Annotated in this window: 10 protein-coding genes; 6 read left to right on the top strand and 4 right to left on the bottom strand. The window is 48.4% G+C overall.

Annotated elements, in window-relative coordinates; genetic code table 11:
* The first annotated feature begins 89 nt into the window (after positions 1–89).
* Together lnt and METBU_RS0119755 are read left to right on the top strand one after the other, a co-directional pair.
* Entirely contained in the window at positions 90–1,631 is a 1,542-nt protein-coding gene (gene lnt / locus METBU_RS0119760) for an apolipoprotein N-acyltransferase (protein ID WP_017842263.1), read from the top strand.
* A gap of 232 nt (positions 1,632–1,863) precedes the next feature.
* A complete protein-coding gene (locus METBU_RS0119755) occupies positions 1,864–3,135 on the top strand; it encodes an HD-GYP domain-containing protein (protein WP_235726430.1) in 1,272 nt (423 codons plus the stop codon).
* Positions 3,136–3,528: 393 nt separating this feature from the next.
* Here METBU_RS0119755 and METBU_RS0119750 read toward each other — a convergent pair whose 3' ends face one another.
* Positions 3,529–4,308, bottom strand: coding sequence for a ParA family protein (locus METBU_RS0119750; protein WP_017842260.1), 780 nt, complete (start codon positions 4,306–4,308; stop codon positions 3,529–3,531).
* Between the two features lie 59 nt (positions 4,309–4,367).
* Positions 4,368–4,850, bottom strand: a complete 483-nt coding sequence (locus tag METBU_RS0119745; protein ID WP_017842259.1) for a zinc ribbon-containing protein — start codon at positions 4,848–4,850, stop codon at positions 4,368–4,370.
* Between the two features lie 83 nt (positions 4,851–4,933).
* Here METBU_RS0119745 and leuS point away from each other — a divergent pair, with 83 nt between their 5' ends.
* The 3 genes from leuS to holA are packed head-to-tail and all read left to right on the top strand — an operon-like array spanning position 4,934 to position 8,918.
* Positions 4,934–7,384 carry a leucine--tRNA ligase gene (gene leuS / locus METBU_RS0119740; protein ID WP_017842258.1) on the top strand — a complete coding sequence of 817 codons (2,451 nt, stop codon included), beginning with the start codon at positions 4,934–4,936 and terminating at the stop codon, positions 7,382–7,384.
* 13 nt (positions 7,385–7,397) lie between these two features.
* On the top strand, positions 7,398–7,889 hold the full coding sequence (locus METBU_RS0119735; RefSeq protein WP_017842257.1) for an LPS-assembly lipoprotein LptE: 492 nt from the start codon (positions 7,398–7,400) through the stop codon (positions 7,887–7,889).
* 3 nt (positions 7,890–7,892) lie between these two features.
* Positions 7,893–8,918: a DNA polymerase III subunit delta gene (holA, locus tag METBU_RS0119730; protein WP_017842256.1), complete on the top strand. Its 1,026-nt coding sequence runs from the start codon at positions 7,893–7,895 to the stop codon at positions 8,916–8,918.
* Here the strand turns inward: holA and METBU_RS0119725 are convergent.
* Both METBU_RS0119725 and METBU_RS0119720 read right to left on the bottom strand, forming a co-directional pair.
* A complete protein-coding gene (locus tag METBU_RS0119725; RefSeq protein WP_017842255.1) occupies positions 8,899–9,570 on the bottom strand; it encodes a sensor histidine kinase in 672 nt (223 codons plus the stop codon). The two genes, holA and METBU_RS0119725, sit on opposite strands and share 20 nt — an antisense overlap.
* A complete protein-coding gene (locus METBU_RS0119720; RefSeq protein ID WP_017842254.1) occupies positions 9,570–11,216 on the bottom strand; it encodes a response regulator in 1,647 nt (548 codons plus the stop codon). The genes METBU_RS0119725 and METBU_RS0119720 overlap by 1 nt, the downstream gene beginning before the upstream one ends.
* Before the next feature lie 95 nt (positions 11,217–11,311).
* Between METBU_RS0119720 and htpG the strand changes: the two genes are divergently transcribed.
* Positions 11,312–13,231 carry a molecular chaperone HtpG gene (htpG, locus tag METBU_RS0119715; protein WP_017842253.1) on the top strand — a complete coding sequence of 640 codons (1,920 nt, stop codon included), beginning with the start codon at positions 11,312–11,314 and terminating at the stop codon, positions 13,229–13,231.
* Positions 13,232–13,286 lie beyond the last annotated feature (55 nt).

The following is a 13,286-nucleotide window of genomic DNA, read 5'->3' as shown; positions in this document are numbered from 1 at the left end:
CTGCCGCCGACACCTGCCAATCGAGTTACCGAACCCTCCATAAAATAGAAAAGTTATTTACGACCAAATCCTTATTGTAAAGAATGAACATGCCGGAAACCGTTTTCAATCACAATTTAAGCGCTTTTTTCAAAGGGTTTTACGGCGACTTACTCGCGCCGGCCGCCGGTATTGCAATGGCGCTGGCTTTCGCGCCTTTCGATCATGCCTATCTGGCCTTCGTCGCCTTGGCTTTTATATTTGCGTCTTGGGAGGAATTAACTCCCGCCCGTGCCGCCTTCCGGGGATTCTTGTTTGGCTTGGGCTTATTCGGCTTCGGCGTTTCATGGGTATTCGTCAGCGTTCGAGTCTATGGCGGAGCCGATTTGTTGAGTTCCGTATTGATCACGCTGTTATTTGTATCGGTCTGGTCCCTCTTCCCGGCACTGACCGGATACTTGACGAGCGCGATCGTTCGTCGTTCAGACCACGCTATCAATAGCTTGATTCCGCCCGGCATCTGGATTTTAGTGGAATATATCCGAGGCAATTGGTTTCTTAACGGCTTTCCGTGGCTGCAAATTGCCTACTCGCAACTCGCGACCCCTTTTTCCGGCTATATTCCTATCATCGGTGTGTACGGCACCGGTTTTTTGATGGCTCTGAGCGCTGGCCTCGCGCTGCAATGCCGTCACGGCAAACGGCGCATCGTGACGAATCTAACCCTAATTACCGTGCTTTTCGCGAGCGGCGCCCTATGCAAAAACATCGCATGGACTCATTCAATCGGAGAGAGCATTCGCGTCAGCTTATTGCAGGGCAATATTCCGCAGGAACAAAAATGGGCGCCGGAAAACCGCAATGCAACGTTACGGAAATACCGCGACTTAACAGAAAAACACTGGGACTCCGACATTATCGTCTGGCCGGAAACATCGATTCCGGCTTATTATTCCGAAGTCAAAGAAAGTTTTATCGAACCGCTAGAGCGCGAAGCCGTCGAACACGACAGTGACATCATCGTCAGCCTCCCTATGAAAGGCGATCAACCGCACGTAAAATACAACTCGGTATTAGTGCTCGGTAAACAACGAAGTATTTATCATAAAAACCATTTACTGCCTTTCGGCGAATATTTGCCCTTGCAACCCTTGTCCGGAAAAATTCTCGCTTTCTTAAACATGCGTCTCGGACACTTTACTCCCGGGGGAGACAATCAAACGTTGCCAATCGCGGCAGGATATCCGTTTGCGGCTTCGATCTGCTATGAGGATGCCATTAGCAGCGAAGCACGAAAGAAATTGCCGAATGCCGCTTTTTTAGTGAACGTTACCAACGATGCCTGGTTCGGACAATCGATAGAGCCTTTTCAACACTTGCAAATCGCCAGAATGCGCGCGCTCGAAACGGGCCGTTATCTATTGAGGGCTACCAATACCGGCGTAACAGCCATTGTTTCGCCTATGGGCGGCATCGTTAAACAAGCAATACCTTTCGAAACGGCGGCGATCAGCGGCATAATAGAGCCAATGGGCGGGCTGACGCCCTATGCCAAAACCGGAGATACTCCGGCGATCTCGATACTCATTGCTCTGTTATATCTATCGGAGATCAAAATTCGACACCGGGGGGCCCGTCAAAGGACGCCGTGAATACGTCCATGTAGGCTCTATGCCAGCTCCATGCTGGCAAAGCCTTTGCGAGCGCCATGGATGGCGTGAATGTCGATTTTGCAGGAGCAAAAATCGACCTAGCACCCCGGTGCCTCCTTAGGCACTGCCGAAATTTAAAGTGCGAAAGGTATAATAGTAAACATGTCGATTCAAATAAATTACAACCGCCGCACTCAAAATCGCCAGCGGGATCAATACGAAAGAGGAAGCTATGATGACTGACTGGAGCCGCAACGAATTCGCCTCGTCAATCGACTTATTTAAGATAGATGTCAAGGACTTGCGCGTCGGCATGTATGTCTCGAAACTCGATCGCCCTTGGCTGGAAACGAATTTTTTGTTTCAAGGCTTCGAGCTGAAAAACGAAAACGACATCGAAGCCGTCCAGCAACAATGCGAATATGTCTATATCGATGTCACGAAGCAATCGAAAGCCCCGCAAATCTATGCCAAAAGCACCGCCTACTCTAAAGACTTTCTGGAAAAACACACGCCGCCCGAAAAACACTCGACATTCGCGAAGGAAATCAAGAATGCCGAATATGTTCATCATAAAACGAGCAATTTAGTCAAAAGCTTCATGGAGGAAGTTCGCCTCGGCAAGACCATCAATGTCGAGCTCGCTAAAAAAGCCGTTGCCGAATGCGTCGAAAGCATTATCAATGCTCCCGATGCATTAATGTGGATGACGCAACTGAAAGAACGCGACGAATATACCGCTCAGCACAGCATGAATGTTTGTATTTACTCAATCGCGTTAGGCAGACATATCAATCTACCGATAGCCGAATTGCACCATGTCGGCTTATGCGGAATGATGCACGACATGGGCAAAATGAAAATACCGCTGGAAATTTTAAATAAACCCGGAAAATTTACGCCCGAGGAACTGAAAATCATGCAAAGTCATACGACGCTGGGCTGGAAATTACTGATGGCCTCGCCCGGCATGTATGGCGGCGCCATCGACGTTGCTCACACGCATCATGAAAAGCTGGACGGTACCGGCTATCCGCGTCAATTAAAAGCAGAACACATCACGCCTTATGCACGCATCGTTGCTATTGCCGATATGTACGATGCAATCACCAGCGATAGAATTTATCAAAACGGGCGTGCGCATCTCGAAGCCATCAGTATATTAACCAAAAATTCCGGTTCGCATCTCGACTCCTCGCTGACGATTAAATTCATCGAATGCCTGGGTATTTACCCGCCTGGAAGTATTGTCGAATTGAACACCGGAGAAGTCGGGATAGTCGTCGAGGTAAACCCGAAAGCCAAGATCCGCCCGAAAATCATCTTGTTATTAGATGAAAATAAACAAGCACGTCAAGAACGCTTGATCGATCTCTCGAAGTTGGACTTGGATGCTAGCGGTCATGCTTATAGCATACGAAAGATTGAACGCCCCGACACCTATAATATCGATGTGATCCAATATTACCAAAAGGGAATACTGAATGCGGCAATCGCCGCTTGATCTTGATTACGCCTCTCCAATAGAAAGTGTCTCTACATGGGTTTCACGCAGAACGCTCGCCGTTATACACAAGTATCGATGAACTTTCTGAACAGAGCTTATAGAAAATTCGGGAACGCTAATGTCTGATAAATCTTAAAGATATTAAACGCCCGGAACGGTAGGAGGCAAAAATAATATCAAGGCTGCATTAGCTAAACTTCGTAGGGTACGCGGTGCTTACCATGGCGCCACATATCAATGTTAACTCACAACCTATATGGCTAAACCTGGGTAAGGAGTCGGTACTTAAAGGCATAGAGGAAGGCGCAGCGTACCCTACTACAATTCATATTTAACAATTACAGAGGGTATAAAAGCTGAATATCGGGGCATCCACGAAGAACGATAAGATCAAACTTTACCGGTAATTTCGATATGTAGCGCTCGAAACTCATCGGTCAGTTTATGATACGGCGCATAATAGACCAGCGGTTTCGATTCGCTGTGCGATTCCCTAATTTTTACCGACGGAGAAATTTTAGCATCAAGCACCGGGTGACCTTCCGTAATCAGATCCTCGACCAATTGCCTTGGCAGATTGGCTTGTTTTTGGTATTGATTAACGACGATGCCTTCGATTTCCAATTCTTGGTTATGATCGGCCTTGACTTCGGTCAAAGCATGCATCAGCGTATATAAGGCCTCACGCGAAAATGCATCGCAATCGAACGGTATCAGGCACTTATGCGCGGCAATCAATGCCGATTGGCTATAAAAATTCAAGATCGGCGGGGTATCCATGTAAACCGCATCAAATCCTTCCAACTTTTCCAAAGCTTCTTTCAATTTAAAAATCTTGTATCGGGATTCCAGCCTGGCTTGTAAAGGCTCAAGCTCAGGATGAGAAGGGATCACAAAAAGATTCGGAAAAGGCGTTTCATGAATCACGTCCTCAAGCCCCGGATTATTACTGCCGAACAGACCGAGGCCTAAACAATCCTTGAAAAACTTCGCGATGGTCTTATCGGAATTAGCGACTTTTCCACCCAGTAGATACTGAGTCGCATTGCCTTGCATATCCAAGTCAACGACCAGCGTTTTTTTGCCTTCGACCGCACTGATCGCAGCCAAATTGCAAGAAATTGTGGACTTGCCGACTCCGCCCTTCTGGTTGAAAATGACCCTGCGCATGCTATGCTCCATAAAATCAGATAGTTAAAGTCGGCATTATAAGGTTTGACAGGATAATATCAACACCGAACGAAGGTATCGGCTCCGCAGGCCGGGCATTTTGGAATCTCGCTGATCGTTTTAAACGAAATTTCCTTATTGCATTGATCGCAAACAAAGGTGCCGGGACTGGCGACTTCACCACTATGATACGTATTAACTTCGGCAATCGCCCTGAGTTTGGCTAATTCGACGCTAGTTTTATCGGCCAAACTCATAAATTCCTCCAGCGCGAAATTTTCGAGCAAATCGATATCGAATTTCAGCCATTCGGACAAATCTTCAGCTTCGCTTTCATTGCGCGAATGCGCAGCATGCACGACATCGCGCTTGACGTAGTCGGATACTTTATTAATTTCTTCCTGTGTCAAACCGCCGAATTCGCTGGTTTTTTCCTTGGCTTGGTCGAGTGCATGAGCCAAAGAATGTATACCGTCGTCCATCACCTCATAAAGGTGTTCCATCAAATTGTTATAGGCTTTAATTAATTTATTGTCACTCATACGATGAACTCCTTAAAATGAGGCTTTAGATTTAAACAAGTGTACTGTATTCTAATATTTTTTGACCGGAAAAGATGAGAAGGATGGAAGAAAGTTACAAGCCGTTAGAAATCGAGCAAGCGATTCAACAATCCTGGGAAGACAACAACGCCTTCGCGGCCCATGAAGATTCGAATCGCGAAAAATATTACTGCCTATCGATGTTCCCCTACCCCAGCGGCAAGCTGCATATGGGCCATGTTCGGAATTATACGATAGGCGATGTGATCAGTCGATTTCAGCGTATGCAAGGCAAGAACGTGCTGCAACCAATGGGTTGGGACGCGTTCGGTTTGCCGGCCGAAAATGCCGCGATGCAGCACGGCGTTCATCCGGCCGATTGGACCTACGAAAACATCGGTTACATGCGCGATCAACTTAAACGTCTCGGTTTCGGTTACGACTGGAACCGCGAACTGGCAACTTGCGACCCCGATTATTACCGCTGGGAGCAATGGTTCTTCCTGAAACTCTTCGAAAAAGGCCTGGTTTATAAAAAAACCGCACCGGTCAATTGGTGTCCGAACGACTTGACGGTCCTCGCCAACGAACAAGTTATCGACGGCGGCTGCTGGCGCTGCGACACACCGGTCGAACGCAAAGAAATTTCGCAGTGGTTCCTAAAAATCACCGCCTATGCCGATGAATTGTTAGAGGCCCTAGAAAGTCTGGACGGCTGGCCGGAACAGGTCAGAACGATGCAAGCCAACTGGATCGGCCGCTCCGAAGGCGTCGAGATGGACTTTCCGGTACCCGGCGCCAGCGAACCGCTCAGAATCTATACGACCCGCCCCGACACTTTAATGGGCGTGACATACTTGGCCGTTGCCGCCGAACATCCCTTGGCACTGAAAGCCGCCGAAAACAATGCCGAAATCGCCCGCTTCGTCGAAGAGTGCAAGATCATGGAAACTTCGGAAGCTGCAATGGAAACGATGGAGAAAAAAGGCATCGATTCCGGAATCAAGGCCGTGCATCCGATTAGCGGTGAGCAAGTTCCGGTTTGGATCGCGAATTTCGTCTTGATGGGTTACGGAACCGGCGCAGTCATGGCGGTGCCCGCGCACGACCAGCGCGATTTCGAATTCGCGCATAAATACGGCATTGCGATCAAGCAGGTCATTCATTCGCTCGACGATTCCGACGACAGCTGCACCGAGAAAGCTTTTACCAACAAAGGCATCTTGCGCAACTCCGGCGAATTCGACGGACTGACCTCCGAACAAGCCTTCACCGCAATCGCCGAAAAGCTCGAAAAAGAAAATCGCGGTACTCGCAAAACCAACTTCCGACTGCGCGACTGGGGCGTTTCGAGGCAACGCTATTGGGGCGCGCCGGTTCCGATTATCTATTGCGACGACTGCGGCACGGTACCGGTGCCGGAAGATCAATTACCGGTCACATTACCGCGCGACGTCGTGCTCGACGGTTCTCAATCGCCGTTGGTCGCGCACCCGACCTTTTCGCATGTCGACTGCCCGAAATGCGGCAAACCGGCACGGCGCGAAACCGACACCTTCGACACATTCATGGAATCGTCATGGTATTTCGCGCGTTTTGCGAGCCCCAAGGCGAACTCGATGGTCGACGAAGCCGCGAAATACTGGTTACCGGTCGATCAATACATCGGCGGCATCGAACACGCGATCCTGCATCTTCTGTACGCCCGTTTTTTCACTAAATTGATGCGCGACGAAGGCTTGCCGGTACCCGACGAACCGTTCAAAAACTTGCTAACGCAAGGCATGGTACTCAAAGACGGCAGCAAAATGTCGAAATCGAAAGGCAACACGGTCGACCCGCAGGCCTTGATCGATCAATACGGCGCCGACACGGTGCGCTTGTTCATCATGTTCGCATCGCCGCCCGAACAATCGCTCGAATGGTCCGACAGCGGCGTCGAAGGCGCGTTCCGCTTTCTACGCCGGCTTTGGAAGCAGATCCATCAGCACATTCAAAACGATCTACCGGCTCCCGAAATCGACAGCAATGCATTGACCGACGATGAAAAAAATCTTCGCCGGCAACTGCATCAAACCATCGAAAAAGTCACCGACGACATGGCCAGACGCCATACTTTCAACACTGCGATCGCGGCGAACATGGAGCTTTTGAATTCCGTATCGAAATTCGATAGCGATTCCGGTAACGCCAAAGCCATTCGCCGGGAAGCATTGACGGCGATCGTCTTAATGTTGTCGCCGATGGTTCCGCATATCTGCCAACGGCTTTGGGAACATTTGGATCAAAGCGACAGTCTTTTGGATAGCGCATGGCCCAAAGCCGATTCGAGAGCGATGCGGCTCGACACGCTCGAAATCGTCGTGCAAGTCAACGGCAAGCTTCGCGGCAAGATTTCAGTGGCTGCCGGCGCTTCAAAAGAACAAATCGAAGCCTTTGCTCTCGACGACGAAAACGTCAAGCGCTTTATCGAAGACAAACCGGTCAAAAAAGTCATCGTCGTACCTAATAAATTGATCAATATAGTTGTATGAAACGAGGTCGCGCATGAGATTTAAAGTAGCCCCGCTGATTTTAATGACATTGGCGTTAAGCGCCTGCGGATACCGACTACAAGGAACCGTAGACCTCCCCGACAATATCAACAAGGTTTATCTGCAGGGAGTTTCGGGTAATCTGCGCGATCATTTTACCCGAACATTGAGATCGTCTCCCGTGCGCATCGTCGATTCGGTCGGACAAGCCGAGTTGGTAATTAATACGTTGAATGAACGACTGGATAGGCGAGTTTTGTCGCTAAGCTCCATCGGCAAAGCAAACGAGTTCGAATTAAATTACAAATTGGAATACGAACTTTTGGATAATCAAGGAGCCGTTTTGGCTCGCAATCAGTCGGTCGAAATTATCCGGGAATATTACAACGACCAGGAAGCGGTCATTGCTCAAGCCAACGAGGAACAAATAATTATTAACGAAATGTATAAACAAGCTGTACGGTCAATTCTCGACCTCGCACGAACCCAACTTCACAAATATTAAGCCTTGCGTTTAAAAGCGGAACAACTCGAAGCGGCGCTGAATAAAAATTTGGCGCCGGTCTATTTGATTGCAGGCGACGAACCGTTGCAACTGGGCGAAGCCGCCGATGCGGTTAGGCGCGCCGCGAAAAAAGCCGGATTCGAAAACAGAGAGGTGCTGACCGTCGACGCTCATTTTGAATGGGCTTCGCTGGGAGAATCCGCCGATTCATTCAGTATTTTTGCCGATAAAAAAATTATCGATTTACGGCTACCCTCCGGCAAACCCGGTGCGGAAGGCGCAAAAGCATTTACCGAATATTGCGCACGCCTGCCCGAAGACACATTACTGCTCATCACATCCGGCAAGCTCGACAGCGCTTCGTTAAAATCCAAATGGGCTCAAGCATTGGATAAGGTCGGCGTCATCATCCAAATATGGCCTCCTTCAGGGCAAGACCTCATCAACTGGCTGCAAAATAGAATGGCGAATAAAGGATTATCCGGCGACCAAGAGGGGTTGCGCTTATTAGCCGGCCGGGTTGAAGGCAATTTACTGGCTGCCGCACAAGAAATCGAAAAGCTTTTTGTGCTGCACGGTCCAAAACAACTTAGCCGACACGATATCGAATCGGCCGTCGCGGATAGTTCGCGTTACGATGTTTTTAATCTTTGCGATGCGATGCTGGCAGGAAAAACCGGACGCATACTAAAAATGTTGCAAGGTTTGAAGTCGGAAGGCACTGCGGAACCCCTTGTGTTGTGGGCATTGACCCGGGATATCCGTTTACTGATTTCGATCAAAGCCGCCCGATATCAAGGCTTTTCCAAAGATCAGGCACTCAGAAACGCTCACGTATGGGAAAATCGAAAAGGACTGGTTCTCGGCGCCGAACAACGCCTTAAACTAACGCAATTGAATAAAGCCCTGCTGATGAGCACAGAAGCGGACCGGCGAATCAAAGGGGCTTCTAAAGGCAGCGCATGGGATACTCTGACACAAATATGCCTACTGATCGGAGGCGCCGAAGTTATGGCAGAAACAATCTGAACCGAGCCCCCTCATAACAACTATTGTTATCGATTCGCACGATACCGCTTTTCGTTCCCTTGCGATGCAACTCGGCAATCGTTTCCGCAAAGAACAATCCAAGACCGGTATTACCTGGCCCGTTAGCAACCGGATACGACAAATCCGCAATTAATTCAGCAGGATATCCCTCGCCGTCGTCCTCGACCTGGAAACAAACCGAATCGCCGGATTGATAAGCCGATAACACAATGGTTTTGCGGCAATAACGCTGGGCGTTATTAATGATCGAAATCAGTACGGTATTAATTAATCCGCTATCGCAATAACAATACAGGTCGTCGGCACATTCGACGATCAAGCCTATCCCGCCCAAAGCCAGCACGCCCCTCTGTTGAGCCACCACATCGTCGAGAATATCTTTGACTTGGTACTCATCGATCACCGGACAAAACAGCGACGAATCGATTTTGTACAATACCAACAATTGCATCAGACTGCTATTCATGCGGCTTGCTTCAAACTCCAACTGTCGAAATTCGGGAGTCTCTGCAACACCGTCAAGCTTAGCTAATTGTGCAATTAATTCGCGGGCAGTCGACAAGGAATTTTTGATGTCATGAATCGATGCTGCCAAAATCGTCGAAAAATTATTGATAGGGGATATAGACATTAGACCTTGGATTCGTTCACGGCAGACATTTTTTCCAATTGCATCAACATATTCCCGATTTTATCCGGATTAACGCCATATTTAGCGGCTTTTTTGATCAAGTCCTGAGCCCTTGCAAATTTGTGTTGATTAAATCCCGACTTTTTCAAATCATAAATCAAAATCTTGATCATATTGATCATGATCGTTTTGTTTTCGGGCATAATCTCGGCCGCTTCTTCAAAAACCCGCATCGCTTCCAATAGCTTCCCTCGCTTGAACAAATCCACTCCTTTGTTATTGATTTCGATCAGGGCCTGCTTGATCGGTGCAATCAATGCATCCGCATGATGCTCGCTAACGATACTACCCAACATAGTCTTGACGTTGCCGATAAAATGTTCGTCATCGATATTATTCTTGATCAATTGATCCAGTATCGCGTTCGCCGATTCATTATTTCCTTTTAAATAATGCGCCTTAACGACATCCATGCGCAAATCATTCGGAATTTTATCGCCCAACTTTTCGCACAACGCCTGTGCTGTCCGATAAGCCTGCTCCGACATTTCTTCATCGCCGATTTGCTGGTAGACTTCGGTCTCCAATGCCGCCGCTCGAAGTTCTGCCTCCGGATCATTGATATACTGTTTGCGCATGTCTTTCAGCGTATTCAGCGCTGCAGCGCTATTATTGGTCTTCGAATAAACTTTGGCCAACCCGGAAAAATCCCCGGATGACTTGTGAACGGAGTTTTTGCCTAAATTGACCGCCGATAAATAAGCCTTTTCGGCGATTTCCAAATGCCCCGTTTTATCGGCTAAAGCCGCTAATTTCTTATGCCGCAAAATAGCCTGCGGTGAAATCTTGGTAGCCTTATCTAACGCGGCTTGCGCGGTTAGATAATCGCCGCTCGCTTCATGAGCTTTGGCTAACCAGTCATAAGCCTCCAACATCATCGGCTGACTGTCGATTAAGTTTTGAAAAACTTCAACGGCCGATTCGTAGTCGCCTTGCAAATAAGCGATAATTCCCAACCCCAGACGCGCCCAATTAAGCTCTCGCGCGGCCAACACTTCGCGGTAAATACTTTCCGCTTTTTTAAAATCGCCGGTATTAACAGCCAATTCGGCACGAATTTTCTGCAAATGCAAATGCATTTTCCGGTTGCCTTCTTGGAGCTTGCTATCGCAATACTGGATCGCCAGACTATAATTATCGGCCTCGATTGCCTGTTCTATATCGGCGAAAAACTCTTTTTTAGTTTGATTTCTTTCCAGCCGCATCAGTAATTGTTGACCGTTAAAAGGCTTAGTCAAATACTCGTCAGGCTTACTTTCCATAGCCCCCAAGACCATACTTTGATTTTGTTCCGCCGTTACCATAATAAAGGTGGAGCTGTAAGGTAACAATTTACGAAACCTGGCTTCTTCTAATACTTGCTGTCCGTTCTTCCCCTCGCCTAAATTGTAATCGCACAACACGACATCGAAACGCTCCCTTTTCATCGCAGCAATCGCATTTAGACCATTGGCAGCTTCGACGATATGCTGCACATCGAGCGTATACAGCAATTCGCGTATCGCTTTACGCATATTGGCCAGATCTTCGACGATCAGAAATTTTTTGGACTTTAGATTTAGATTCATGAAAGCAATTTTAACCATAGTTTCTAAAGTGTCTAGCTCATGACTTGAAAATAATCAAAGCGCCCCCACATCGAATGCAAATTTCTTTTGAATCGATAAGAGGACACTCAAGCATGACCGTTGAAGCAAAAAAAGAAACCTTAGGCTTTGAAACCGAAGTCAAACACTTGCTACACCTGATGATTCATTCCTTGTACAGCAACAAGGAAATATTTTTACGCGAACTCATCTCCAACGCCTCCGACGCCGCCGACAAACTGCGTTTTGAAGCCTTATCCAACGACGGACTCTACGAAGGCGACAGCGAATTGAAAATTCGGCTCGAATTCGACAAGGATAAACGCACAATCACCGTCATTGACAACGGCATCGGCATGAGCCGTCAAGAAGTTCAAGAACATATAGGTACAATCGCCAAATCCGGTACCAAACAATTCTTCGAAGCGCTGACCGGCGACCAGGCAAAAGACAGCGAGCTGATCGGCCAATTCGGCGTCGGCTTCTATTCCTCGTTCATCGTCGCCGACAAAGTCACGTTGAAAACCCGCAAGGCCGGTGCGTCTCATGAAGAGGGCGTACTTTGGGAATCCTCCGGAGAAGGCGAATACACGCTGGAATCGATCGACAAACCGCAACGCGGCACAGAAATCGTTCTGCATCTGAAAGAAAGCGAGGACGAGTTTCTCGACGACTGGCGCCTGCGTTCTATCGTCCGCAAATATTCCGACCACATCTCATTACCGATCGTAATGAACAAGGAAATTCCGGCCGAAACCGACGATGAAGGCAACGAAACCGCGCCGGCCAGAATCGAGGAAGAAACGGTCAACAGCGCGTCGGCCTTATGGACCAAAGCCCGCCAGGATATTTCCGACGAAGACTACAACGAATTTTACAAGCATGTCGGACACGACTTTCAAGATCCTCTGACTCATATCCACAGCAAAGTCGAAGGTACGAACGAATATACGCTCTTGCTCTATATTCCATCGCGTGCGCCTTTCGATTTATGGGACCGCGACGCCAAACATGGCGTGAAACTGTATATCAAAAAAGTCTTCATCACCGATGACGCCGAACAATTGATGCCGCGTTACCTACGCTTCATCCGTGGCGTGATCGACGCGAATTCGCTGCCGCTGAACGTTTCGCGAGAAATCTTGCAGCAAAGCAAGCAAATCAGCACAATCAAATCCGGCGCGGTCAAAAAAGTGTTGGGACTGATCGAAGGCCTGGCTAAAAACGAAGCCGAAAAATACGAAACCTTCTGGTCCAATTTCGGCAATGTCATTAAAGAAGGCATTATCGAAGACTTTAGTAACAAAGACCGCATCGCAAAGTTGCTGCGTTTTTCTTCAACCCACACCGACAGCGAAAAACAGGACGTCTCGCTCGAAGACTATGTCGGCCGCATGAAAGAAGGCCAAGAAAAAATCTATTTCATCACGGCAGACAGCTTCGCGGCCGCGAAAAACAGCCCGCACCTGGAAATCTTCCGCAAGAAAGGCATCGAAGTCCTGCTGCTGTCCGACCGTATCGACGAATGGTTGGTCTCGAGCCTAACCGAATTCGACGGCAAGCATATGCAATCGGTCGCGAAAGGCGATCTGGACCTGGGCAAACTGGAAGACGAAGAAGAGAAAAAACAGCAGGAAGAAGTCAACAAAGACTTCGAATCGGTCGTCAATCAAATCAAGGAAGTGCTGAAAGAAAAAGTCAGCGAAGTACGTCTGTCGCACCGCCTGACCGACTCCCCTTCATGCCTGGTCAGCGATGTTTACGGCATGAGCCTGAACATGGAGCGGATCATGAAAGAAGCCGGCCAAAAAATGCCGGGCAGCAAACCGATCTTCGAGCTGAATCCGACTCACGCGCTGGTCACTCGCCTGAAAGAGGAACAAGACGACCAACGTTTTGCAGACCTGACAAACATCTTGTTCGACCAGGCGATCCTAAGCGAAGGCGGACAACTGGACGACCCGTCGGCGTTCGTACATAAATTGAACGAACTGCTGCAGGGATTGTTGAAATAAATGAGAAAAAGGCCGGGCAACCGGCCTTTTTTTTGAGCATCTTCACGTTAAGAAG

The sequence above is a fragment of the Methylotuvimicrobium buryatense 5G genome (assembly GCF_000341735.1).
GTDB lineage: Bacteria > Pseudomonadota > Gammaproteobacteria > Methylococcales > Methylomonadaceae > Methylotuvimicrobium > Methylotuvimicrobium buryatense.
Note: the sequence above shows the minus strand (reverse complement) of the source record. Positions and strands in the feature narration are given on the sequence as shown.

Coding starts and splice junctions, on each gene's coding strand:
- METBU_RS0119720 (WP_017842254.1), bottom strand. CDS start 11,216: ATGGTTAAAATTGCTTTCATGAATCTAAATCTAAAGTCCAAAAAATTT.
- METBU_RS0119745 (WP_017842259.1), bottom strand. CDS start 4,850: ATGAGTGACAATAAATTAATTAAAGCCTATAACAATTTGATGGAACAC.
- METBU_RS0119735 (WP_017842257.1), top strand. CDS start 7,398: ATGAGATTTAAAGTAGCCCCGCTGATTTTAATGACATTGGCGTTAAGC.
- METBU_RS0119725 (WP_017842255.1), bottom strand. CDS start 9,570: ATGTCTATATCCCCTATCAATAATTTTTCGACGATTTTGGCAGCATCG.
- METBU_RS0119755 (WP_235726430.1), top strand. CDS start 1,864: ATGATGACTGACTGGAGCCGCAACGAATTCGCCTCGTCAATCGACTTA.
- leuS (WP_017842258.1), top strand. CDS start 4,934: ATGGAAGAAAGTTACAAGCCGTTAGAAATCGAGCAAGCGATTCAACAA.
- htpG (WP_017842253.1), top strand. CDS start 11,312: ATGACCGTTGAAGCAAAAAAAGAAACCTTAGGCTTTGAAACCGAAGTC.
- METBU_RS0119750 (WP_017842260.1), bottom strand. CDS start 4,308: ATGCGCAGGGTCATTTTCAACCAGAAGGGCGGAGTCGGCAAGTCCACA.
- lnt (WP_017842263.1), top strand. CDS start 90: ATGCCGGAAACCGTTTTCAATCACAATTTAAGCGCTTTTTTCAAAGGG.